The sequence below is a fragment of the Pseudoalteromonas sp. CNC9-20 genome, assembly GCF_022347875.1.
Classification (GTDB): Bacteria; Pseudomonadota; Gammaproteobacteria; order Enterobacterales; family Alteromonadaceae; genus Pseudoalteromonas; species Pseudoalteromonas ruthenica.
Genome location: NZ_JAKRFS010000004.1, coordinates 94,774 through 119,397, shown reverse-complemented (window position 1 = coordinate 119,397; position 24,624 = coordinate 94,774). Strand labels below are relative to the sequence as shown.

Sequence of the window (24,624 nt, the reverse complement as noted above, 5' to 3'; positions counted from 1 at the left end):
TTAGAGATACATGAGGCAATCATTACAGCTGCGCCTAGGCCAGCAATTAACAATGACCCCACAATTGCAGCAAGCGATTCGCCTGTTGCAGCTCAGTACTTTGGATCTCCAACAAGAAATTCAAGAGGCGTTGGACGCCAACCCATTACTTGAAGTTGAAGAAGACAATTACGCCGACAATAACGACAACCAAGAGCAAAAAGAGTCGACGTCCGACAACCAAAATAACGATACCGCCGAGACGGCCAGCGCCAGTAAGGATGAAGTTGAAAGTGCTGATGCCATGAACAACGAGTCCATCAGTGAAGACTTGCCCATGGATGTGTCTTGGGATGAGTATATTAGTGCGGCTCCCGTTGCCTCCTCTGGGCCTATGCCAGAAGATGAGTCTATCTACCAAGGCGAAACCACCGAGTCGTTACATGATTATTTAATGTGGCAGCTGCAATTAACACCTTTTAGTGCCACCGACGAGGCCATCGCCACAGCTATCATTGAAGCCATCAATGACAACGGCATTTTAACGGTCAGCTGTGAAGATCTGCTGGAAAGCTTGAATCATGATGAACAAGACGATGGTATCGAGCTCGATGAAATTGAAGCCGTTCTTAAGCGTATCCAACTCTTTGATCCAGTAGGAATTGGTGCGCGTTCTTTACAAGAGTGCTTGTTGATCCAGCTCAAGCAATTTGACCCACAAACCCCTTGGCTTGAAGAGACCAAAGAGGTAGTTTGTAACTATATTGATTTGCTTGGTAGTCGTGACTATCGCACCTTGATGAAAAAGACTAAGCTTAAAGAAGCGCAGTTAAAAGAGGTGATGACACTGATACACAGTTTAAATCCGACTCCTGCAGCCACGATTGTGCGAGAGCAGTCAGAGTATGTGATTCCAGACGTATCGGTGAAGAAAGTTAAAGGCCGCTGGGTGGTTGAATTAAACCCAGATAGTATGCCTAAGATCCGCGTTAACGATCACTATGCATCAATGTCGCGAAGCTGTAAGTCGCAAAGTGATAGTCAATTTATTCGCTCGCATTTACAAGAAGCGAAATGGTTTATAAAGAGCTTGGAACAACGCAATGATACGCTACTTAAAGTAACTAATTGCATTGTTCAACAACAACAGGCATTCTTTGAACATGGTGAAGAGGCAATGAAGCCAATGGTGCTTAATGACGTTGCCGAAATGGTGGAAATGCATGAGTCAACGATTTCCCGTGTGACCACCCAAAAGTATATGCATACACCACGGGGTATTTTTGAGCTGAAGTACTTTTTCTCCAGCCATGTTACAACCGAAAACGGAGGTGAATGCTCGTCTACAGCGATTCGAGCATTGATCAAAAAGCTAGTAGCTGCGGAGAATCCTGCTAAACCGTTGAGTGATAGCAAGATTGCCGACGTACTAGCCGAGCAAGGAATTAAAGTGGCTCGGCGCACGATTGCTAAATATCGTGAATCGCTAGCCATTCCACCGTCAAATCAGCGTAAAAGTTTGATATAGACGTTAGACAAGAAGGAAAATGCTTATGCAATTAAATCTTACCGGTCGTCACGTAGAAATCACTGATTCTCTTCGCAACTATGTGAATAGCAAATTTGCAAAATTAGAGCGTCACTTTGACCATATAAATAATGTGCATGTCATTCTTGATATTGAAAAACTAACACAAAAAGCAGAAGCTACTCTTCACGTTAACGGTGGTGAACTGTTCGCAACCGCAGAGCACCAGGATATGTATGCGGCGATCGACGGCTTAATTGATAAGCTCGACCGTCAAGTGATTAAACATAAAGAGAAATTATCTCGTCACTAACATGAACCTAGATTCACTCTTTACCAAGGACTGCAGCAAAGCTGCGGTCCTTTTTAATAGCAAAAAAAGAATGCTGGAGTACCTCTCTCAGGTGGCTCATCAGCACAGTCCTCACCTCAGCGAGCAATCGGTACTTGATGCTTTGCTAACCCGCGAAAAGCTGGGCAGTACTGGCATCGGCAAAGGCGTTGCTATTCCACATGGCCGTCTCGATGGTATCGACAGTACGATTGCCATTGTTGTAACCAATCGCGAAGCCATTAACTTTGATGCCATTGATAACCGTCCAGTGGATATCTTTGTCGCACTTTTAGTGCCGGCTAATGAGACTGAACAACACCTGAAGACCTTAGCGACAATTGCTGATAAACTAAAAGACAAACAACTGTGTAAACAACTGCGCTCAGCCAGCAGCGATCAAGAGCTTTATCAATTGATCGCCGACTAATGCGCGCCGTATTGGTTCATGGTGTGGTTTAAATGTGCGTCTTGGGGTAAAACAAGGAGTTGTCGGATGGAACTTATCATTGTCAGTGGTCGCTCGGGTTCTGGAAAATCAGTCGCGTTACGGGTGCTCGAAGACCTTGGGTACTATTGCGTAGATAACATCCCAGTTATTTTACTCCCCTCCTTGGTGCGCAGTGTTTCAGCAAATTATGACAAAATTGCCGTCAGTATCGACGTGCGCAATTTGCCCAAAGAACAGCATGAATTTAACGACATTCTCGCTTACCTGCCTGAGTTTGCTAAGCCTTCGCTGTTTTACCTTGATAGTGACGAACAAACGTTGATTAAGCGTTTCTCTGAAACTCGTCGACTACACCCCTTATCCATGCAAAATATGACGTTGGATGTCGCTATTCGTGAAGAGAAGCAGCTTCTTGATGTACTCATCTCCCACGCCGACTTTATTATTGATACAACTGAGCTCAGTGTTCACCAGTTGGCGGAGATGATCCGTGAAAAAGTGCTGGGTAAAAAAGACAAGCAATTACTGATCACTTTTGAGTCTTTTGGGTTTAAACATGGCATTCCAAAAAATGCTGATTATGTGTTTGATGTGCGGTTTCTCCCCAATCCCCATTGGGAACCTGAACTAAAGGCGCTCACAGGGTTAGACCAACCCGTTCAAGATTATCTAGCCAGTCACTCAATCGTGCAAAAGTTCACTTGGCAGATCCAAACTTTTGTTCAAACTTGGTTACCCCACCTAGAGCGTAATAACCGTAGTTATTTAACCATTGCTATTGGCTGCACTGGGGGTCAACACCGCTCAGTGTACCTTGCCCAAACTTTGGGAGAGCGCTTTTTAGATACTTATCCGAACGTGAAAATTCGCCATCGAGAGCAGGAAAAATAGTGATGGTTGAAGGTACTTTTATTATTCAAAACAAGTTAGGCCTACATGCTCGTGCAGCCTCACAATTGGCGCAACTGGCGATGAATTTTGATGCCGAAATAATGCTATATCAAGGCGATAAGAGCGCACAGGCCGACAGTGTCTTGGCTTTACTGCTCCTTGAGAGCGGCAAAGGTAAGGAAGTGCGCGTGCGGTGTGAAGGCCCTGATGCCGACGCCGCGTTGGCAGCTATCGGGGCGCTCATTGCAGAAAAGTTCCACGAACAAGAATAACCCTTAAGCATTTACTTTTGCTATCATTGATTTAGTTAGGTTAAACTAATCAACGGCTTGTAAGCGCTTGCTTGCACGCTATTTCCCACCCCATTTTTTGTATTTAAGGGATGCCTATGCCAGAAGCCTATGAACAAGATTACCCGCTGCAACAACTTCAAGAAGTCACCGAAGCTCTTAATAGCGGCCAGTTTGTTCATGTACGCAGGCTTCTCGCCAAAACTGCGCCCTGTGATACCGCATTATTATTAGAATCATCGCCCCATAAGACACGTTCTAAACTATGGGCGCTCGTCGACCCTGATGTCCAAGGTGATGTACTTGAAGAGCTCTCTGAAGATGTACGCCTGAGCATTATCTCACGCATGGAGCCTGAGCATATCGCCGCAGCGACAGAGGACATGGACGATGATGACTTAGGGGAAGTATTACGAAGCTTACCAGAGCCCGTTTATAAAGACGTTATTGAGGCGATGGATATCCAAGATAGAGACCGTGCAACTACGGCTCTGTCTTACCAGGAGCGCTCAGCTGGGGCGCTGATGAATACCGATACAGTGACTATCCGTCCCGATGTCTCTGTTGATGTGGTGCTGCGCTACTTACGCCTCAAAGGCGAGTTACCTGAAGGCACCGATGAGCTCTACGTAGTCGATAAAAATAACTGCTTTTTAGGCTCAATGCCATTGAGCTCTTTGCTAACCACCATGCCAGATGCCATCGTGCGCGATATCATGGATGAAGAGTGTGAATCTATTCCAATCACCATGGATGAGTCTGAAGTGGCACAGCTGTTCGAGCGTCACAACTGGATTTCGGCCCCTGTGGTCGACGATCAAGCGCACTTACTTGGGCGTATTACCATTGATGATATCGTCGATGTTATCCGTGAAGACGCTGAACACAGTTTACTGAGCTTAGCCGGTCTAGATGATGAAGAAGATACCTTTGCACCGGTATTTAAAAGTACTCAGCGGCGCTCCGTTTGGCTTGGAGTGAATTTATTGACCGCTATGCTGGCCGCATTTGTGGCGAGCTTTTTCGAAACCACCTTAGGTATCTTGCCATTTTTAGCCGTGCTCAATGGTATTGTGCCGTCAATGGGGGGCGTGGCCGGCTCACAAACGCTGACCTTGGTTATTCGAGGCCTCGCACTTGGCCATATTAACGCCACCAACCAGAAATTTATACTGACCAAAGAGCTGGCCATCGGGGCCTTGAATGGGGTGCTGTGGGCTTTGCTTATCGGTAGCGCCATCGCGCTTTGGAAATGGGATTTAACAATCGGTTTAGTGATCGCCTTTGCGATGTTTATGAATCTCCTCGCTGCGGGTATTGCTGGTGCGGTTATTCCCCTAATTCTGAAAAGAATGAATATCGACCCGGCGCTCGCCGGTAATGTAGTGCTGACCACAGTTACCGACATCGTAGGTATCTTCGCATTCCTTGGAACCGCGACTTGGTTCCTTATTTAACGCCGCCCAATAATGTAGATAGCGTGAATAAGGCCAGGGAAGTAGCCCAATAGGGTTAGTAAAATATTAAGCCAAAAGTGCATTCCTAAGCCCACCTGCAAAAATACACCTAGTGGGGGAATAAGAATTGAGAAAATGATTCTAATAATGTCCATGATTGCTCCGCTAGTTACACCTGCTTGTAGATAAAGGAAAGCCCAGCAACGCTGGGCCTTCTACCGAGAACTTACAACTAATTATTCAGCCATTACTCGCAGTTCATCGTTTACTTCACGAACATCTTCTGTGTTTTCAGCGATTTTAATCGCAAGGTCACGCTCGGCTTCGCTATCAACATTGCCTTTAAGCGTAACGACACCTTGGTCGGTATCAACATCAATGTCAGTGCCAGCGACTTCTGAATCAAACAGTAGACGAGTAGTGATTACCGTCGAGATCTTAGCGTCGGTTAAATCGCTGCCAGTATCCCCTGCATCATCATTGTGGCTCATACCTTCTTCGTTGTTCATAACCGTTAGCTGGTTTTCTACATCGTTTACACCATCTAGGCTAACTACCAGCTCTTCGGCCAACTCTTTATCGACCTCGCTGTCTACTTTACCTGTGAGCATAACCTTGCCATTTTTCACATCAGTGTTGATGTCAAAGTTGTTCAGGTTGCCATTCAGTAGCAGCACAGTTTCAGCTTTACCATCAATCCATGCATCTTTACTCTCGTTCTGCCAATCATTTGCTTGGGCAGTGAAGGCAGTAGAACCAAGTACAGCTGCAGCTACGATTGTCTTAGTGAACGTTTTCATAATGTCGTCTCCTTACTATTGCTTGTGACGCTTTAAGTGTTGCGAATCCCTTGCCAACTTTATTTTATAAGTAAAATCAATAATATAAGGCGTTTGTTCAGCAAGCATTTAGGTACAACCTTACCTAAGTTACACACCTCAGTGAAAAAATTTCCGAAAAGCGAACAATCAAGAGATTTACGTTCATTTAGTGTTTATTTTGCAACTTTTAGCAGCATTTAAGTCTATAGGTCGTTATTTCTCTGTGCTGGAATATCCGATCCGTATTCAACAAACTCCACTTCAAAACCTGCTGGGTCTTTAAAATACACGTTACGACGATAAGGATTTTCAGGGCCCACTTTATCAACTTCGAAGCCCGCGTCTTGGAGTCGTTGAATGACGCCATCAAGATCTTCTGTGACATAAGCAAAGTGTGCTAAACCAACTTGATGGCCGCTGAGATCACGGTTGTCACCAATGCCATTGTCACTAAAAGCAAGGTAGTGGTAATCATCGCCAAAATGCACCCAAGTACGCGGCTTCCCCGACCATAACCCCTCGCCTTGACTTCGCACCCGCCAATGTGGAAAAGCGGCACGATAAAAGTTGAGGGCTTGGTTGATGTCATTCACGACTAGGTTTACATGCTCTAAATACATAACGTTCTCCCGAAGATGATTTATTATTTCAGGGACTAAGGTATTTCCTCAACTTAAGTTGAGGTAAAGCACTTTTTAGAATTTATTTAAAAAAGCCTAGAGAGGGGCTCTAGGCTTTATCGTGTTACTTGAGCTACTGCCCCGCAACTTGCATTTGTTCAATTAACACCGAACCGGTTAACACCCCGCCGCGAGGGTCGACATCACCGCCAATGCCAGCAACGCCTTTAAACATCGAGCTAAGGTTGCCAGCAATGGTAATCTCACTGACTGGGTATTGGATCTCACCATTTTCAACCCAAAATCCGGCCGCCCCGCGCGAGTAATCGCCGGTGACAGTATTGACGCCTTGCCCCATCAACTCGGTCACTAGCAGCCCTTTACCCATTTGTTTAAGCAAAGCGTGCAAATCATCATGGGTTTGCTGTACCAACCAGTTATGAATACCGCCGGCGTGGCCTGTGGCGGTCATACCCATTTTGCGAGCGGCATAACTGGCTAATAAATAGGTCTGCAGTTCGCCACCGTGAATAATCTCACAATCTTGCGTTTTAACGCCCTCTGCATCAAAGGGTGAAGAAGCAAAACCTTTGGCTAGATGCGGACGCTCACTGATATTAACAATATCACTGAAAACTTGGGTATTAAGGCTATCGAGCAAGAAGCTCGACTTACGATAAAGCGCACCGCCGCCAATGGCCGACACTAAATGCCCAAACAGGGAATTAGCCACATCGGCGCGAAAGATCACCGGCACCTTCATGGTTCCTAGTTTTTGGCTATTAAGCCGTGCAAGCGTTTCTTGCGCCGCTTCCAGGCCGACGTCTTTCGCCGCTTTTAAGCCTGCTTGCTCACGCGATACGGTATAGGCAGCATCGCGCTGCATCTGCTCACCTTGTTGGCCAATGACCATAGTGCTGATGCTATGGCGAGTGCGGGGGTAGCCTGCCAACATACCGTGACTGTTACCGTACACACGCAGCCCTTGGTGGCTACTAAAGCTGGCACCATCAGAGTTGACGATGCGTTCATCAAGGTTCAACGCCGCCTGCTCTGCCTCTTGGCAAATTTCAATGCCCTGCTCTGGGGTCACCTGCCACGGGTGGTACAAGTCTAAATCCGGCGGGCTTTGCTCTAATAACTCAGCATCAGCAAGGCCATTACATGGGTCTTCTGAAGTGTACTTGGCGATTTCAATGGCTTTTTCCACCACCGAACGCAGCGCACTGGGGCTTAAGTCTGTGGTTGATGCTGAGCCTTTTTTATTACCTACATAAATGCTCACACCCAAACCACCGTCTTGGTTAAACTCGATGGTTTCTACCTCACCGAGACGAGTGCCTACAGAGAGTCCAGAAGTACGTGACATAGCGGCTTCCGCAGCCGTTGCACCGAGCTTCTTAGCTTGAGCAAGCACCTCGCTTACGGCCTCTTTGACTTCATCGATTTGGCTATAAATCGCTGCCGATTCATTTTCTTGCATAATGGCTTTCACAGTTGGTGAATATTGATCTAAGCGTACCACAAAGCATCTGCGCATTTTAGTGATATAATGGCTGCAAAGAGCATTAATCGAGCATGTTATGGCTAAGAGCAAACAACCTGAAGAAGAGATTATTTACGTTTCCAAAAGCGAGCTAAAACGCGATGCCATGGAGTTTCATGAGCTGGGTGTAGAAATCGCCAACCTCTCAAAAAAAGCACGTGAAAAACTACCATTGAGTAACGAGCTTGTGGAGGCGATGAACTTAGCCGACCGCCTGAAAGAGAAAAAAGACGCCTATCGTCGCCATCTCAATTACATCGCCAAAACCTTGCGCGGCACCGATAATGTCGAAGACATTCATCAAGCTATGGCCATTATCACCAATAAGAACAATCAAAAAGATGTGGTGATAAACCAAATAGAGCAAATTCGAGATGAGCTAATCGCTGAAGGTGATAGCCGCTTAAACCCACTGCTTGAGCAATATCCACAGCTTGACCGCCAGCGCATGCGACAAATTATTCGCCAAGCAGGCAAAGAGGTAAAGCAAGAGAAACCCGGAAAGTCTCACAAAGAGCTATTTCAAATCCTCAAAGAGTTAATGCTTTAGCAGGGTTTCGGTTACCAGCTTTAAGTTAGAAAAAACAGCGCTCTTGCGCTGTTTTTCTTTTGGGGATGTTTAAGCGGTACCACCGACGGTGAGTTGGTCGATTTTCAAAGAGGGCTGCCCCACTCCTACCGGAACACTCTGTCCGTCCTTACCGCAAATGCCCACGCCTTTATCTAGCGCTAGATCATTGCCAACCATAGATATTTGCTTCATTACCTCTGGGCCATTACCAATCAGCGTGGCGCCTTTGATAGGCGTGGTGATTTTGCCATTTTCAATTAAGTAGGCTTCCGAGGCTGAGAACACAAATTTGCCAGAGGTGATATCCACTTGGCCACCGCCAAAGTTTGGCGCGTAAATGCCTTTGTCTACTGAGCCGATGATCTCTTCTTGGCTATGCTCGCCACCGAGCATATAGGTATTAGTCATACGTGGCATAGGCAAGTGTGCATAAGATTCGCGACGACCGTTTCCAGTAGGCTCTACTCCCATCAATTTAGCGTTGTGCTTATCTTGCATATAGCCCTTTAGAATACCCTGCTCAATAAGTACGTTGTAACCACCCGGAGTGCCTTCATCATCGATATTTAATGACCCACGACGGTTCGCCATGGTGCCATCATCAACCACAGTACACAGCTCTGACGCCACCTGCTGACCAATTTTGCCACTAAACGCAGAAGCGCCTTTTCGATTAAAGTCGCCTTCAAGACCATGACCTACAGCCTCATGCAGCAACACCCCAGGCCAACCCGCACCCAGCACCACAGGCATGGTTCCCGCTGGAGCGTCAATAGCTTCTAAGTTGACCTTAGCCATACGTACAGCATCTTCAGCGTAGTGCATCCAACGCGGCTTACCGTCGACTAATTCTTTGAAATAGTTAAAATCGAGTCTGGCTCCGCCACCGGCCCCCCCACGCTCGCGACGATCACCCTTTTTCAACAGCACTGAGCAGTTCAATCTCACTAGCGGGCGAATATCGGTTGCAAAGGTACCATCACTCGCCGCCACGAGCACTTCTTCATAGACGGCGGACATCGAGCTTACCACCTGCTCAGCTTCAGGCGCCAATTGACGGATATACTCTTCAACTTCACGCAGAAGCGCCACCTTATCGTCATCACTCATGCTCTGAATCGGTTGCAGCGGCGCAAATTGACGTTTCACATCTTGCTCACTGAATATTTTAACCTGACCATGTTGATCCGCATCAGCGATACTGCGTGCGGCCATCGCGGCATTATTAATCGCTTCGAGATTAATCGCATCAGAATAGGAAAAACCGGTTTTCTCGCCACTGATCGCGCGCACACCGACGCCGCGCTCGATGTTATAGCTCCCTTCTTTGACTAAACCGTCCTCTAACACCCACGACTCGTTGTAGCTCGATTGGAAGTATAAGTCCGCATAGTCCACCTTATGCTGATGGATGTATTGCAAGGCGTTGGCGAGATCATCGCGGTCCAATCGGCTTTGCGTTAGAAGGTTGTGCTCAACTTGACTCATAAACTTACTTTTCTCGCTTGGCGGTGAGCATGCATGGGCATGGACTCACGGCGTTGATTTAATTCTTCACTGTTTACTGGTTGGGCTATCCAGCCCTCGCCTTGGCTCAGTTCAGCTTGCACTTCACCCCATGGCGAAACAATTAGGCTATGGCCATAGGTCTCACGGCCATTGTTATGAGCGCAGTCACTATTATTACGACCGTACAGCCCAGCAGCGACCACATAACATTGACTTTCTATCGCTCGTGCACGCAACAAGGTGTACCAATGCGCTCGACCGGTGGGTACTGTAAAAGCACTAGGAACAAGCAGTATATCAGCCCCCAGTTGCACTTGCTGACGATAGAGTTCGCTAAAGCGCATATCATAACACACACTTAACCCCAGCCGTCCAAAGGGCGAGTCGAGTACCACCACCTGCTCACCGGCTTCGGTATGTTTGGACTCGTGATAAGTGCCTGTGCCATCCGCTACGGTCACATCAAACAGGTGAATTTTATTGTATTGCGCTCGCTCTTGACCTTGGTCATCAAAAACAAAAGATGCCGCGAGGTAACGCCCTTCTGAGGTGGCGACCGGCAGAGTCCCTGCCGCAAGCCATATACCGTAACGCGTGCACAGCGCAGCTAAACGCTGGCGCCAATATAAGTGTTTTTCGGCCACAGCCAATACCTGCTCACTGCTTTTTGCAAAGCATAGCCAGCTTTCCGGCAAACACACTAAGCAAGGCCGCTGTGGCTGTAACTGAGATAAAAATTGCTGCACACGCTGAAAGTTATACTCACTGTCTTGCTGGGCGCAAAACTGTAACGCATACAACATCATAGTAAAGGTTTCTCCAGTGGTTGTTCGGGTTGCGATGCCGGTGGTTGATTTTGCGCAGCTTGCGGCAAGGTGACTTCTCGGCTGCTACGATCGAGTTCAACCACCTCAGGGTTATCCATTGCCCCACTGACCTTAAATTTAATCTCAGAAATAACTCGCGCTGAGTGGATGACTTTATCCAAGGCCAGTGCAGCTAACCCTGTTACTGGGTTGACCATCCAAGCAACAATCACGGGTAAGCTAGAAGTAACCTGTGGTGCCACGGCTAAATCATAGTTAATCGTTTGCGTATTTAAATCGGCATAACCCTTGATAGTAAGATCAGCAGGCACGCCATCCATTTTCGTATCTTTAGTGTAAGCAATCCCTTGGGCCAACTGCATACTGCCTTGCATACTGTTGTAGAAAAAGCCTTTCGCAAACACATCGCGAAAATCCAACTTGAGCTTGCGCACCAGAGAGTCCAGGCTCAGTAACGAGAAGACCCGCGCTCCGCCATCGCTAATTTCACTTAGGTGCCCCTCACCGAGTTGCCAACTAATTTCACCGCCCAAGCTGGCGATATCAATATCGTAAGGGGCTGCCTGCCAATGCAGCGCAAAATCCATATTTGCTTCAGAGTCTTGAACCGTTGAAGTGATGTCAAACTCATCAAACAGCGAACCAATATCATCACTATTAAATTGGCCTTTGACATGGGTTTGCCCATCACGCCAATAGCCATCGGCACGCAGCACATGTTCGCGTTTATCGACCACCAACTCACTAATAGTCAGTTGCTCGCCAGCACCCGCAAAATGAAGCTCGACCTGATCAAGTTGATAATGGTTAATGCGACAATCACTGCAGGTAAACGCTACACTCGGTAGCTGCGTTAACCAATTTAAATCCGTTTCGCTGCTGTGTGTAACGTCATCACCGCCACTATCATTAGTGGGGATGTTCACGCGTAGATAGTCAGCATGGGCGCGAATATCGCGGCGCTGTGCTTGGCTACCGGTGGGAATGTCTACTCGGGCTCGCAGCTCTTTGGCTAGCAATTTTAAATCCATTGCTGCGGGTTGATTAATTAACGTAAATTCCAGCTCATTAAAGGGCACCACATCAACATAAGCTGTGCGTACTTGCCCCACCACCTTGGTTAACGGTGGCATTACCGAAGGCTCGCCACTGCTGCGTGCAGCCACATCAATAATGTTTTTAAGTACAGGCTGCCAAGCGAGGATATCGGCTTCTGGGAGATTAACGCTCACCTCAAACCCTTGCTTGTTAAGCCCTAAATTTTGCTTGCCGACAATAAGGTGAGCATTACTCATTTGCTGCTCGCCGTTGTTGAGAATGCCGTTAAAGTATAATTGCTCGTCCAACTCGACCATGATCAGGTTAGAAATGTCATCCCCCTGAATTAAGGCATTAAGCGGCCACGCATCGTCTGCGGCTTTGTTATACGGCGTCGGCAGAGTACTGGTTACCCCGAGCATATCACTTTGCACATGCGCCTCGTAACTAAACCCTTGGTTATCAAAGTTTAGAGCCAACTGCGCATTGAGCGCAGTGGTACCACTCAACTGCGCATCTAACAAGCCATTCAGCCGCTTTTGTAACTGCGCCACATCAGCTTGCAAACCAATGTTAACGTCAGCGTGATAGTTTTCGCCTTGGCTTTCACCTAGTAAGCTCACAGTGAGCGGCATCCCTTGCCAATAGGCCTGGGCTTCATTTATCTCAATACGATCGTTTACAAACGACAACCTGCCCCGCAGTTCACTTAAGTCGATGCCGGGCTGCGCTAGGTGAACGGCATTGCCAGCGAATAACACCTCGCCTGAAGCACGCACTCCACTGTCTTTGAGGTCGATAAGCAGCTGCAGCTCGCCATCTAGGCGGTCTTGTGCCTGTATCACATCAAAGACGGTGGCAAGCGGCTCAGCTAATGGTGTTTGCGCAAAAAAAGGCTGTAGCTTAGGCGCTTCAATATTAGCTGTAATATCAATGGCTAAAGTGTCAGCATTGAGCAAGTCCTGCAAATACACATGGACACTGTCACCCAGCGCTAAATTGAGTAACTCGCCACTGCGGCTATAAATATCCATGCGCTGATTGTTAAATGCTAAGTCAACAGCGGCATTTTTTATCGTCGGCCAGTCAGGGGCAAAAGCGAACTCGGTATCTTCTATTTGGGCATTGACCGCGAACCGCCCCTGCTGTTCGGTAAAGGGAAACTGATCGAGCGGTCCCTGTAACAACACCTGAGCAAAATGCATATCGCCACTTTTTATTGCCCCATTGAGGTAGTCAATCAGGTTTTTATGCATATAAGGTTCAGGGAAGTAACGCCCGGCATTGGCTGCACTGCCGCCGCTGATTTCTGCGTATAGGTTCATATCTGGCTGCGAATCCAGAGTCAGCGCAAATTCGGCAACTAAGTCTAAATCATCATTGCTTAAAGTAACTTCATCACTTTCGATGGACCAATGCTCGCCATCATTAAAGAATGCGACTTCTGCGGCAAGTTGTTGATAAGCGAGCGGCTCGCTAAACGTCTTGCCGGTCAATAGGTGGTTGTCGCTACCAGCAATACTAAGTAAACCTTTACGGTTGTTAATATGCGCGCTGGCACTGAGGTCTTGCGCACCAGGAATACCATGAAACCCCGACCACCCTAAGTGTTCGGCTTCAAACCATACTCGCCATTGCTTATCGCCTTGCCAGTGAAAATAGCCCTCGTTGATAAACCCTTGCGGTTGCACCGTCAGCAACTCTTGTAATAACTGCGATTTTCCTAACCGTGCAAAGGTGGAGAACATGGAAATATCTAAGTCTTGCACCCACACTTGTTGCTGTTCGCTGATGAGTGCATCAAAAATAATCGGTGCCCACTGGTATTGTTCATCGCTAAACTGCAGCCCAGATGTACGCACTCGCCAGCCTTTTGCTTGAGGATGAATACGCACCATACCCTGTTGCAACTCGAGGTATTGAGGTTGTTGCTGGTATTGCCAATTGAGTTGGCTCGGTTGCATCGCCAATTGCACATCGGTTAGGCGACCTTCAGCAAAGTGCAGCCAAGATTCAAAATTGAGGTTGGATTGTAATTGGGTTAATTCCGGGCGAACAAACTCTTGTAACCAACCAGAGATGTTCAAACTCTGTGCCTGCAGATATAAATCGCCATAAATATTATTTAAGCGCGCGCCGGAGAGTTTAAGGCGAGCTTCAAGAGTGTTTTGCTCAATGCCCGGGAGGCTCACCTGACCTTCGGCAAAATGATCTTTAGCACGGTTTTGCCACACCAAGTTTTCTAAAAAAATACGGTGATGGCGGTTATCGAGGCTAATGATGTTAAGTTCGCTGTCTTCGATAGCAAAATGCCCTTGGTCACCCAAAAACAGGCTTTCGATTAAGGCTTGCTGCTGCGAACTGCTGGTTTTTGACTCACTGCTAAGTAGGGCGCGAGCATCGATTTCAGCGTCAAACCCTTGCAGTACAAAGTAATTGGAGTGCAGCTGTCTATCCAGTAATGATTGCCATAAATTAATATGCAACCGGGTTTGTTCAATGCTGACGCTAATAGGGGCCTTAGCATTGTCGGCGAACCCTACTTGGTTTATGACAAGCGCTGGGCCATTACCCTGCCAGCTTGCACTTAATGAGCCAATGGAGATATCGGCATTTAACTGCTCACCGAGGAACTGCTCGACCTCAGCACGATAATCATTGGCATAAGGTAAGCTGTATTTGACCAGCGACACCAGCACAGCAAGCAACACTAGGGTAACTGCGCTGATTTGCCAAATTTTCCGCAAACAAAAAAAGCAAACCGACTTGGCGTTCACTACATCATCACCACATCGAACTGCTCTTGGCTATATAGGTTTTCTGTTTGAATCATGACCTGTTTACCAATAAAGAGCTCTAGCTCTGCAAGGTTATGATATTCATCATTAATTAGCGCTTCGCTAACCGCTGCAGAAGCATACACCATAAATTTATCTGCATCATAGGCTCGATTAACTCGAACAATCTCTCGCAGAATCTCGTAACACACGGTCTCAACCGTTTTCAACGAACCACGACCTGCACAAGACGGACACACCCCACAGAGAATATGCTCTAAGCTCTCCCGGGTACGCTTGCGCGTCATTTCCACAAGCCCGAGTGCAGAAAGGCTGTTAATATTCGCTTTCGCTCTGTCTTTGGACAACGCTTGTTCCAAAGAGTGCAATACTCGGCGTTTATGTTCTTCAGACACCATATCGATAAAGTCGATAATGATAATACCGCCTAAATTACGCAGTCTTAGTTGCCGGGCGATGGCACTGGTGGCTTCAATATTGGTATTAAAAATTGTCTCTTCTAGATTACGGTGGCCAACAAAGGCACCGGTATTAACATCCACCGTGGTCATGGCCTCGGTTTGATCGATGATCAAATAACCGCCGGATTTGAGCTCTACTTTACGATGCAGTGCTTTTTGTATTTCGTTCTCTACATCGAATAAATCAAAAATAGGGCGCTCGCCCGGGTAATATTCTAATACCTTCGCAAGGTGTGGTACGAACTCTTCTGTAAAGGTTGTCAGCTCTTGGTAGGTAAGCTTAGAGTCCACGCGAATGCGTTCCATGTCTTCGCCTACGTAATCACGCAAAGTACGAAAAGCAAGCTTTAAATCCTCGTGGAGGATGTTTTCTTTGCGGGTTTTCTTCCGCCTGTCGACAATTTTCAACCACAGTTTCTTAAGAAATTCTGCATCATGTTTAAGTTCATGCTCGCTGGCTCCTTCCGCTGCAGTACGAACTATAAAGCCGCCGTTTTCGTCGTTGTACTGGGCAACAATATCCTTCAGGCGCTGACGCTCTTCGTCGCCTTCTATACGCTGACTAACCCCTACATGAGTGGCATCTGGCATAAACACCAAATAACGTGATGGAATCGTAATATCCGTGGTTAAGCGCGCTCCTTTAGTGCCGATGGGATCTTTGACCACCTGCACCATAATGTGCTGACCTTGGCGCACCAATTCACGTATATCCTGCACCTTTTTGATATGCTGGTCGTCCACCCCTTCTTCAAAAGACGCACTATTGACGATGTCTGAGGCATGTAGAAACGCTGCCTTCTCTAGGCCAATATCAACAAAAGCGGCCTGCATACCCGGTAATACCCGGCTTACTTTGCCTAAATAAATATTGCCGACGATGCCTAGGTTGCCTATGCGCTCAACCTGCACCTCTTGCAATACGCCGTTTTCAATCAGTGCTACACGGCTTTCACTGGGCGTTACATTAATAAGTAATTCTGAGCTCATGGCTAAAATTCAGCTATTAGTTTCTGTGTTTCATACAAAGGTAACCCCATCACGGCGAAATAGCTACCGCTGAGGTGGGTGACAAAGGCACCAGCGCGTCCTTGAATTCCGTAGCCGCCGGCTTTATCGAGTGGCTCACCGGTGAGCCAATAAGCCTCAATTTCTGACGCGGTCAAGGTTTTAAACTGTACGTCAGTGGTGACGACTAAGGAGCTGGTTTTAGTCTCGTTAGCCAAAGCGACTGCTGTCATCACTTGATGCGTGCGGCCACTGAGTTTGTTCATAGTAGCGACAAAATCGTCATAGTCTTTAGGTTTACCTAAAGCTTGGTGGTCGTATACCACCACCGTATCGCTACCTAAAACAGGGCGGTCGGTATAGCCCATAGCCACAGCCGATTCAGCCTTTAAGCGTGCGAGACGTTCTACCAACTGTCTTGGTGTTTCCTGTGCGAGTGGCGTTTCATCGGCATCAACAGCAAATTGCTCAAATTCAATGCCCAATTGCTGCAATAGCTCACGCCGACGCGGCGATTGCGAAGCAAGATATATAGCAGACATAACTAACGGATCCGAAAATGGCGGCGATATTTACGTAATAATAAAAATAGCCATGGCCAACAAATAGCACCGGTCGCTGCCGGCCATAAAAATTGCGGTGCAAAATAGACTTCAAGCAAGAAGTGGTGCAGCCAGAATTGCAATAAATGATGCAGAGCCAAAAACACTGCCACAAGCAACCCTTGTTGCCAAATAGAGAAATTACGCAGCTTTTGGTAATTACTCGCAGTAATGTAAATAGTAATGGCATAAGTCAACGAATGCACCCCCAGAGGTGAACCCGTTGCAAGGTCTATTACGAGCCCTGTTAACCATGCACTGCCAATATTAAGACGATGAGGGACCGCAAGGGACCAATACATAAGTACCAATAACACCCAGTCAGGGCGAAAGGGTTCAAAAGAGATAGGCAATGGCATCAGCGCCAGCACCAATGCAAAAAAGATGGTAACGATAATGAGCCAAAATTGACGATTAATCATTATTTACCTCAGGCGTCGCCGCTGCACTGTTCAAGACCACTAACAAACGAATGCGATCAAGTTGCGCTACGGGCTCCGCATAAATCTGCGCGAACGGTCGTCCTTCATCACGATTAATTTCCGTAACTACCGCCACCGGGTAACCCTCTGGAAAGCGCTCCCCTAAACCTGAACTTAGCAACACATCGCCAATACGAATATCTAAACTGTGTGGCACATGCGAGAGTTTAACTCGGGTAATTTTACCGATGCCTTCAACCACAGTTCGCACATCGTTGCGCAATACGCGCACGGGGGTGGCATGAGTTGTGTCTGTGATCAACAAGACACGACTGGTATTCGCGCCCACCTGCACCACTTGCCCCACCACGCCGAGCTCATCAATGACCGCCAAGCCTTCTTTTAGACCATCGGAGGTGCCCTTATTGATAACCACTTGATGACTATAGGGGTTAGAGTGCACCGACAGCACTTGCGCAACTAGCTTGTTATTCTGTTGCCTCGGGTCCGAACCCAATAGCGCCCGTAACTTGTCATTCTCACGAGCTAAGAATTCAAATTGCTGCAGCTGTTCACTTTGCAATAATTGCTTGGTCTTCAGCGCTTGGTTCTCTCGCAGTAATTGCTCTCGAGAGGTGAGATTTTTGGCACTGGTGGAGATCAGCTCATAAGGAAGGTTTGCTAGGTAAAGTAAAGGGCTTACTAGCGTATTAAGCGAAGTACGAACAGCAGTGCCACCGCTGGTGTAGCGATCGCCAACAATCAAGATAACACTCAGCACAACTGCGATGGTCAACCGCAGTTGCATTGAGACAGTACGACCAAATAATAGCTTCATTAGTCGTAGCTAAATACATCACCGCCGTGCATGTCTATCATTTCTAAGGCTTTACCGCCGCCTCGAGCAACACAAGTTAATGGGTCATCAGCAACCACGACGGGGATACCCGTTTCTTCCATTAACAAGCGGTCTAAATCTTTTAATAGTGCTCCGCCACCGGTTAATACCATACCGTGAGCAGAGATATCAGAGGCTAACTCGGGAGGAGATTGCTCTAGAGCGACCATGACTGCGCTAACAATACCCATAAGTGGCTCTTGTAGCGCCTCTAAAATTTCATGTGAGTTTAGAGTGAACGAGCGCGGCACCCCTTCAGCTAGGTTACGACCACGGACCTCAATTTCTTTTGCATCATCGGTTTTAAATGCCGAACCGATTTCATGTTTAATTTGCTCAGCCGTGGCTTCACCAATCAAGCTACCAAAGTTACGGCGTACATAGTTAATAATGGCTTCATCGAACTTATCACCACCAATACGAACAGAAGAAGAGTATACGACTCCGTTAAGTGAAATGATGGCCACTTCAGTGGTACCGCCACCAATATCAACAACCATTGAACCCGTTGCTTCAGACACGGGTAAGCCGGCACCAATTGCGGCCGCCATAGGCTCTTCAATAAGGTACACTTCGCGAGCTCCCGCACCCATTGCTGACTCACGAATAGCACGCTTCTCAACTTGAGTTGCACCACAAGGAACACAAATCAACACGCGCGGACTCGGGCGCAAGAAATTGTTGTTATGGACTTGCTTAATGAAGTGCTGCAGCATTTTTTCGGTAACATAGAAATCAGCAATTACGCCGTCCTTCATCGGCCGAATCGCTTTTATATTGCCTGGCGTACGGCCCAGCATTTGCTTTGCTTCTGTACCTACCGAGGCCACACTCTTTGGTCCACCAGCACGTTCTTGTCGAATAGCTACAACCGAAGGCTCGTTAAGCACGATACCTTCTTCTTTTACATAAATTAGGGTATTGGCAGTACCCAAATCGATCGAAAGATCGTTGGAGAAGAGACCACGGAGTTTCTTAAACATGGAACTGGTTGACCTTTGAAAAATTCTTATTATCTGAAAGCTTGAGACACTTTACCAATGCATCCCCCTCGCGGCAACATAAAGCTTGCGCTAGCACGAAAAAACAGCGCCAAGGGCAAAACTGTTTAACAAACGGCCACAATAACGCTTATTTACTGGCTAATTTTACGGCGTTTTTGCTGAGTTGAGCATACACCACTTGGGGCTTTTCGAGCACCACCTTTACTTGGTAACTCTTGTACCCCGGCTTGCGCACTTCCACTTGATACTCACCCAGTGGCAATGTGACATCCAATTTAGTTTGCCCGTATGGTTCACCATTGATAAATACGGTGTCATCAACAACGTTAGAGCGTACCGTTAACGTTACCGGATTAGCGTCTTTAGCGTGTTCTTGGAAGTCTCCTAAAGCGGCTATGCGACCAACCTCGATTGCCGAGCCGGTATTATCGCTTTGCTCACTTAACTGCCCCTGACTCACCTTATTATTGATGTTGTGATTTTGTAATCGGTTCACTGTGATTGTGCGACTTTGGCAATAACCTGGGTCAACTTCGAGCAACGAACACAATTGCGAATTATCAATTTCGCCAGCCATGGCCACACTCAAATTGACATTAAAATTACCTTGGCCGCTAAAGGCGCTGTCAACTACATGGCTGGATACCACTTTGACCCGAGCGTTGGCCAAATCACGCTTGGCACTGACTAAACGGTACTCGGATAAATTGTTGTACACTTGATCTAAAAAGCGAGAGGTCGCTTTGCTAAGCCCTTGTTGCTGCCCACGGCGCTCGCATTGCCCTAAGGTTTCATCGCGCTGGCAGTTGATAGTATGCACCACTTCCAAGGTTCCTTTGCGGGCAAATTCGGTGCGTAAACGTTCAACGCGAGCTTGGTCAAGCGATTGCTGCAATGCCAGTTTACTTTTTCGGTTTTGCGCCACAGCAGTATTCAGTGCGCTAATACTTTCACGCTGACCATTGATTGCCGCTTGTTGAGCGTGAATTTGCGCTTGCTTATCATGCAGAGTTTGAGTTGCCTGTTGATAGTCTTTTTGTAAGCTATTCAAAGGCGTGTTTGGGTCTTTCAGAAAAGCCTGATATCCCTCATCTAACGCCTGCTTGGCGAGCTGTTGTTGACGTTCAGCCTGCTTGACCTGCGCTTGCATACGCTGTAACTGAGTGTGCAATAAAGTAAGCTCATCTTGGTGTGCTTTTATCTGCAGCTGATCGCGCTCGAATTGCTGTTGATTCTGACTGAGCTGCGCGGCGATTTCCGCTACTTTTGAGGTATCTTGTGCGTTAGTCGCCATACTGAATACTGCAAGGGCGCATAGTAGTAGTGATGACAGAGCTAGTCGCATGGTTTCCTTCCTAACAAATAAGCATCATCTTGTTTTGTTAAGGGTAGTCTAAAAAACCATTTCTACTAGAAAATGAATAAAAACCAGCACATTACCTAAAAAAGGTCAGTTAGTTGAGCTGCTCGCGCCAATAAATAATACGGTCATTACCACGGAAAGTACCAAACTTGAGTGTCGCACTGGGGTTTTCATCAGCCGCATTATTGCCGCTCCAATCCCAGAGCAGCCAATCAGGCGCAGGGTAGCTCACTGAATACGAGCCTGTATTTCCATTCGCATCCACTTCTATACCTTCTCCGCTTTTGTAGCCCCCAGAGTTCAATTGCCCATTATTCCCTGCCACTGTTAAATCACTAGGATACGACAAACTTTGATACTTATATTGACTACAATTATCTAGGTTATTGATCGCCCAACCCTGACCGTTCCAAAACTGAGCCGTCATGGGAACCAGTAACTCCTCATTCGCAGGGCCGTAATTATCTTGTAGAGCTAGGCGGCCATATCTTAACTTCACTGGCGATGCTATTGTTTGCGAGCAGTCTCCTCCACAAGGCAGTCCATTCAACACCGCTCCCTCAAGTTGCTCAGCTTTTAATAGCAAATTGATGTTAGTATTGTCGTAAGGGCCATCTATTTGAGAAGCATTAGTTTGGCGTATAAAAGTCACATCACTTTCAGTTACTTTGATTTCCCCAGCTTGAAGTGCATTTTGTGGCCAACTTAGAGAATCCACGTTGATAATACGATTTTCTAGCTCTTCCCCCCCGTGCACTGCAATTAAACTAGGTGTATAGAGTTTATCGAACCCAGCACGGTAATTACGCATAACTTCGTTTTTATGGTTCTCAGCAACTAGCGTATAAGTAACGGTGTTAAAAGGTTGGTTAAAATAAGTAAAGTCTCCACTTGGGCACGCCGGCTCAATACTTGCACTTTTCATACTGAAATCAGATGGCGCAAAGCGACCAACGTTATTGGCTTGACCACGAACTTTACCCGAGCCCAGATAGCTGTTTTCAGATTCTACGATGACATTTATCACACCCACTTGGTCATAGCTGATGTTACTAATTACTTGGGTATCATTACCCTCGAACTTGAACGCGGATTCGTCATCGAAATCAAATACACCATCCTTCCCACCTGCAGGTATGACATTTTCAGCTGTGACACCAACCATACCAACATAATGTTTTGCAACTAAGTTATCGCGCAAATTTTGGTAGTTATCAGGAACACCATCGTTATTAGTATCATCACCACTTTGCCACTGCACAGGGCGAACAGTAACTGGAAACCTTTCACCCGTAAGTCGATAGAGTGATCCATTGGCATCGAGTGCTTGACTATTAGCTCCACTGGCAGTGACATCAAACCCAAAGGGGCGCACCACAAACTGATTACTCGCCCCACTCAACGTAGTCGTCTTTTTCGAATTCGGGTTAATAGGCACATCCAGCTCACCACTTATGCTTAATTGTCCAGCATCGGGATAAGCTATTGTAAACTCTGCTCTAGAGTCAGCATCAAACCTCAAAGGTATGTCCGAAAAGCTCAAAGTACTTAAATTGTAACTGTCACCTTGATGGTTAAATAGCAAACTATTCGTGCAACTTTGGCCCGCGCCACAGTTAAACTTCAAACGAGAGTCTAGCGTTTTGTTGGCCAGCTGGTTACCGTTACCACACGCTTCTACCGCGTAGGTTTTGGCGTTAACTCCAGCATCTGAGGGTTTACCTGCAAACTGAGTGACAATGGTTTCGTCACCATCAGTAAGATTGCGAAATACCATTCCTTCTTTTTCGAACTTCACTTTGCAACTTTCGATTCCTACTTCACTCCCCCCAATAAAACACCTAAACTGCGATGAAGGCATAGGATTCGTAATCGCCAACTTCACATTGCCCCCTCCCGAACGTGCGTACTGTAGATCTGTCTGCCCAGTAAAAGTAACACTATCACTCGGTAACCAGGTATTGTTGCCACCGGTTGCGGGCAATAAGTCCACGCTTGTTGGTTGTGAATATAATTGGCTACAGCTAACATTTGCACATGCCTTCAAGGTTACCGGCTTAGCTGCACAAGTAGAGCCCTTGTTGTCTGCGAGCTCAAAGCGGTAATGGTTCACAGTTTCAATAACTTCTTTACCGCAGATACCGGCGAGGTTATTTGGTCTTACGTAAAGGTATTCGCTCTGCGCCCCCGTGTCTATGTCTCCCCCAGCTGTAAGCGCACCTCTAACCTTCGAGGCAGCTCCAACAATAGCCGTGCCTGTAGACATCATATAAGCTGTAACATTGGAATTTGCTATGCTTATATTCCCGTCAACATAAATTGTTAGATCACTTGGTGAGCCTGAAATATTTAACTGCGTATTACTAATTTGCAATAACGGCGCCATTGCGGAAGAGCTTTTTATAAATATACGCGTTTTACCTAGTACTTCGTATGTGGTGTTGACCATTTGTACCAGGCTAGCATCGATAAAGTAGTCACCGATCAACTCACTGGGTAAATTTGGTGAGCTTGAGCCATCATTATCAATTGTCGGGATGCCTTCAGCTTGTGCAGTGGTGATTGCATTCACGCCGCTTGCGATACATTGAACACCATCACAGCGTGCTTTGTTTGGTTCCGTTGATGTATCTTCCAAAATCTCTGTTTGCACAACCCCCCCATTGGGATCATCGACTATAACACCATCTACCAACCGAATTGGAGCACTGTTGAAAGTAGCTAACGCGCCCGGAAAAACAATCTCGCAAGAGGGGGAGTTGCCACTAAAAACAAAATTCGATGTCATCGCAATAATACCTGCTTCTTCAACGGTATGGTTACGTTCAGAGTCATTGTATCGGTCTTCATCGACCGTCAACCCTAATCGCGAGCTATTTAATCGACAGCTACGTAGCCAGCCTCCATCGGCACCATTGCGGCTAATCTTACTAGCAGCCACTAAGGGAGAAGAGCTATAGTTATTATTAAAAAAAGTATCGTCACAGCCATCGTCCCAACCATCTATCCGTTCACCACTGAATAGCGCCTCCCAATAAATTTCTTTGTCATCATCATCATTAAATAATCGGTTGCTCCCCTCGATAACGGCCAAATAAGCAATCGTCTCTGGGACAATATTACCCGCTTGAGTTTCAGACGCTTCCAGCGCCATATTAACCCCCTGAGTATCTAAGCTTCCCGATTCGATAGCCACAGTCAAAAACGGTCTTAAGGCATCTCTTGGCGGGTTAGTATCGTTGCTATTTAAAGTTTGGATGGAATGTACTAAAACCGGACGCTCACTAAATTCATAGTCAAAATTAACTCGCTTGTAGCTTTGGGGTAAAGTAAAAGTAGAGCCGCTCCCATATTGCAAGCTGGATTGATCCAAAATAGTTTTACCTACTTCCATAAACAAGCCATCTTCAAACTCATGTACACCGTATTCAATAGCTAAGTAATGTGCCCCCATAGTAATATGTTCACCATCTTCACCCGGTGGCTCCAAAGGTAAGGCTTCAAATCCAGTTCTTGTCACATTGCGAATTTTTACAATCGCTGGGTTACTCCCTTGATTCGTCGAGAGCATAAAAACCGCTGGAGGTTCATCATACGCTTGTGAAAAGTTGATGGTTGTCCAAATAGGGTTATCGTAGGTATTTTGCAGTTCAATAAAACGCCCTTCCACTTTAGGAACTGCGTTCGCAAAGAAGCTACTCACAAGAAGTAAACATAACCATAGCCAAGTAAACTTCCTCATAGCTTATCTTCTCTTTTCACTTCAACTACGATGCTACGGCTAGTATCAAGGTTGCTAGCGCCACATTGCGCATAACTTGTAAAACGGTAAACATCCACAAAGCCAGAACTGGCCATTCGCTCTGCTACATCGTCAGCCTTTTTGCAATCTATGATATCTATTTCACAGCTATTCAACTGCCCACTATCAAAAGTCATACCGTCACCTGGGGTGGCTAAAGTTCCAACTTCTAAGTCAGAACATTCCAGCTCGGATACGCTATGATCATGAGTGTATAAGCGCACGAGCGTACGCTCGACACCACTTTGCGCGGCACCATAAGCCATAACACCATAGTATTCCACCGCGTTCCTCTTTGTTTCTGCTGTCAATATATTACTCATAGCTAACCCCAGCGTTAATAACAACACCGACACCACGACAGCAATAACAAGCATTGAGCCCCTTTGACTGTGTATGTTAACGCA

22 protein-coding genes are annotated in these 24,624 nt (G+C 46.7%); 7 read left to right on the top strand and 15 right to left on the bottom strand.

Translation table 11 applies throughout. The features are described from left to right. Positions 1-10 precede the first annotated feature (10 nt). The 6 genes from MHM89_RS10800 (at position 11) to mgtE (ending at position 4,927) form a co-directional block, all read left to right on the top strand. Positions 11-1,507, top strand: a complete 1,497-nt coding sequence (locus tag MHM89_RS10800) for an RNA polymerase factor sigma-54 (RefSeq protein WP_022945551.1) — start codon at positions 11-13, stop codon at positions 1,505-1,507. Positions 1,508-1,532: 25 nt separating this feature from the next. Further along, positions 1,533-1,820, top strand: coding sequence for a ribosome hibernation promoting factor (gene hpf, locus MHM89_RS10795; RefSeq protein ID WP_022945550.1), 288 nt, complete (start codon positions 1,533-1,535; stop codon positions 1,818-1,820). Position 1,821: 1 nt separating this feature from the next. After that, complete coding sequence (gene ptsN / locus MHM89_RS10790; RefSeq protein WP_022945549.1) at positions 1,822-2,268, top strand: PTS IIA-like nitrogen regulatory protein PtsN; 447 nt, start codon at positions 1,822-1,824, stop codon at positions 2,266-2,268. Between the two features lie 66 nt (positions 2,269-2,334). Next, positions 2,335-3,180 carry an RNase adapter RapZ gene (gene rapZ / locus MHM89_RS10785; RefSeq protein ID WP_022945548.1) on the top strand — a complete coding sequence of 282 codons (846 nt, stop codon included), beginning with the start codon at positions 2,335-2,337 and terminating at the stop codon, positions 3,178-3,180. After that, positions 3,180-3,452 (top strand): HPr family phosphocarrier protein, encoded by a 273-nt coding sequence (locus MHM89_RS10780; protein WP_239408779.1) that lies wholly within the window; start codon positions 3,180-3,182, stop codon positions 3,450-3,452. Before rapZ ends, MHM89_RS10780 begins: the two co-directional genes overlap by 1 nt. A gap of 116 nt (positions 3,453-3,568) precedes the next feature. Beyond that, on the top strand, positions 3,569-4,927 hold the full coding sequence (gene mgtE / locus MHM89_RS10775) for a magnesium transporter (RefSeq protein ID WP_022945546.1): 1,359 nt from the start codon (positions 3,569-3,571) through the stop codon (positions 4,925-4,927). On the opposite strand, the gene MHM89_RS10770 is transcribed toward mgtE, so the two are convergent. The 4 genes from MHM89_RS10770 to pmbA form a co-directional block, all read right to left on the bottom strand. Further along, positions 4,924-5,082: a YqaE/Pmp3 family membrane protein gene (locus MHM89_RS10770; protein WP_022945545.1), complete on the bottom strand. Its 159-nt coding sequence runs from the start codon at positions 5,080-5,082 to the stop codon at positions 4,924-4,926. The genes mgtE and MHM89_RS10770 overlap by 4 nt on opposite strands. Positions 5,083-5,163: 81 nt before the next feature. Then, positions 5,164-5,727, bottom strand: a complete 564-nt coding sequence (locus MHM89_RS10765; protein WP_045979157.1) for a BON domain-containing protein — start codon at positions 5,725-5,727, stop codon at positions 5,164-5,166. Between the two features lie 224 nt (positions 5,728-5,951). Next, entirely contained in the window at positions 5,952-6,368 is a 417-nt protein-coding gene (locus tag MHM89_RS10760; protein ID WP_022945543.1) for a VOC family protein, read from the bottom strand. Positions 6,369-6,501: 133 nt separating this feature from the next. After that, positions 6,502-7,851 carry a metalloprotease PmbA gene (gene pmbA / locus MHM89_RS10755; protein ID WP_239408778.1) on the bottom strand — a complete coding sequence of 450 codons (1,350 nt, stop codon included), beginning with the start codon at positions 7,849-7,851 and terminating at the stop codon, positions 6,502-6,504. Positions 7,852-7,951: 100 nt separating this feature from the next. Here pmbA and yjgA point away from each other — a divergent pair, with 100 nt between their 5' ends. Continuing rightward, a complete protein-coding gene (gene yjgA, locus MHM89_RS10750; protein ID WP_022945541.1) occupies positions 7,952-8,464 on the top strand; it encodes a ribosome biogenesis factor YjgA in 513 nt (170 codons plus the stop codon). Between the two features lie 69 nt (positions 8,465-8,533). Here yjgA and tldD read toward each other — a convergent pair whose 3' ends face one another. The 11 genes from tldD to MHM89_RS10695 form a co-directional block, all read right to left on the bottom strand. Further along, positions 8,534-9,973, bottom strand: a complete 1,440-nt coding sequence (gene tldD / locus MHM89_RS10745) for a metalloprotease TldD (protein WP_239408777.1) — start codon at positions 9,971-9,973, stop codon at positions 8,534-8,536. Then, positions 9,970-10,800 carry a carbon-nitrogen hydrolase family protein gene (locus tag MHM89_RS10740; RefSeq protein WP_239408776.1) on the bottom strand — a complete coding sequence of 277 codons (831 nt, stop codon included), beginning with the start codon at positions 10,798-10,800 and terminating at the stop codon, positions 9,970-9,972. Before MHM89_RS10740 ends, tldD begins: the two co-directional genes overlap by 4 nt. Further along, positions 10,797-14,606, bottom strand: a complete 3,810-nt coding sequence (locus MHM89_RS10735) for a YhdP family protein (protein WP_239408775.1) — start codon at positions 14,604-14,606, stop codon at positions 10,797-10,799. The genes MHM89_RS10740 and MHM89_RS10735 overlap by 4 nt, the downstream gene beginning before the upstream one ends. A gap of 29 nt (positions 14,607-14,635) precedes the next feature. After that, a complete protein-coding gene (gene rng, locus MHM89_RS10730) occupies positions 14,636-16,108 on the bottom strand; it encodes a ribonuclease G (protein ID WP_022945537.1) in 1,473 nt (490 codons plus the stop codon). 2 nt (positions 16,109-16,110) lie between these two features. After that, a complete protein-coding gene (locus MHM89_RS10725; RefSeq protein WP_045979151.1) occupies positions 16,111-16,668 on the bottom strand; it encodes a Maf family protein in 558 nt (185 codons plus the stop codon). A gap of 2 nt (positions 16,669-16,670) precedes the next feature. Beyond that, the gene (gene mreD, locus MHM89_RS10720; protein ID WP_022945535.1) at positions 16,671-17,150 is read right to left on the bottom strand and encodes a rod shape-determining protein MreD; all 480 of its coding nucleotides are present in this window, start codon (positions 17,148-17,150) and stop codon (positions 16,671-16,673) included. After that, positions 17,143-17,988: a rod shape-determining protein MreC gene (gene mreC / locus MHM89_RS10715; protein ID WP_022945534.1), complete on the bottom strand. Its 846-nt coding sequence runs from the start codon at positions 17,986-17,988 to the stop codon at positions 17,143-17,145. The genes mreD and mreC overlap by 8 nt, the downstream gene beginning before the upstream one ends. Further along, positions 17,988-19,031, bottom strand: coding sequence for a rod shape-determining protein (locus tag MHM89_RS10710; protein ID WP_022945533.1), 1,044 nt, complete (start codon positions 19,029-19,031; stop codon positions 17,988-17,990). The genes mreC and MHM89_RS10710 overlap by 1 nt, the downstream gene beginning before the upstream one ends. A 148-nt stretch (positions 19,032-19,179) precedes the next feature. Further along, positions 19,180-20,397, bottom strand: a complete 1,218-nt coding sequence (locus tag MHM89_RS10705) for a PEGA domain-containing protein (RefSeq protein ID WP_239408774.1) — start codon at positions 20,395-20,397, stop codon at positions 19,180-19,182. A gap of 109 nt (positions 20,398-20,506) precedes the next feature. Continuing rightward, positions 20,507-24,085: an H-type lectin domain-containing protein gene (locus MHM89_RS10700; protein ID WP_239408773.1), complete on the bottom strand. Its 3,579-nt coding sequence runs from the start codon at positions 24,083-24,085 to the stop codon at positions 20,507-20,509. 68 nt (positions 24,086-24,153) lie between these two features. Further along, positions 24,154-24,594 carry a hypothetical protein gene (locus MHM89_RS10695; RefSeq protein ID WP_138508084.1) on the bottom strand — a complete coding sequence of 147 codons (441 nt, stop codon included), beginning with the start codon at positions 24,592-24,594 and terminating at the stop codon, positions 24,154-24,156. Between the last annotated feature and the right edge of the window lie 30 nt (positions 24,595-24,624).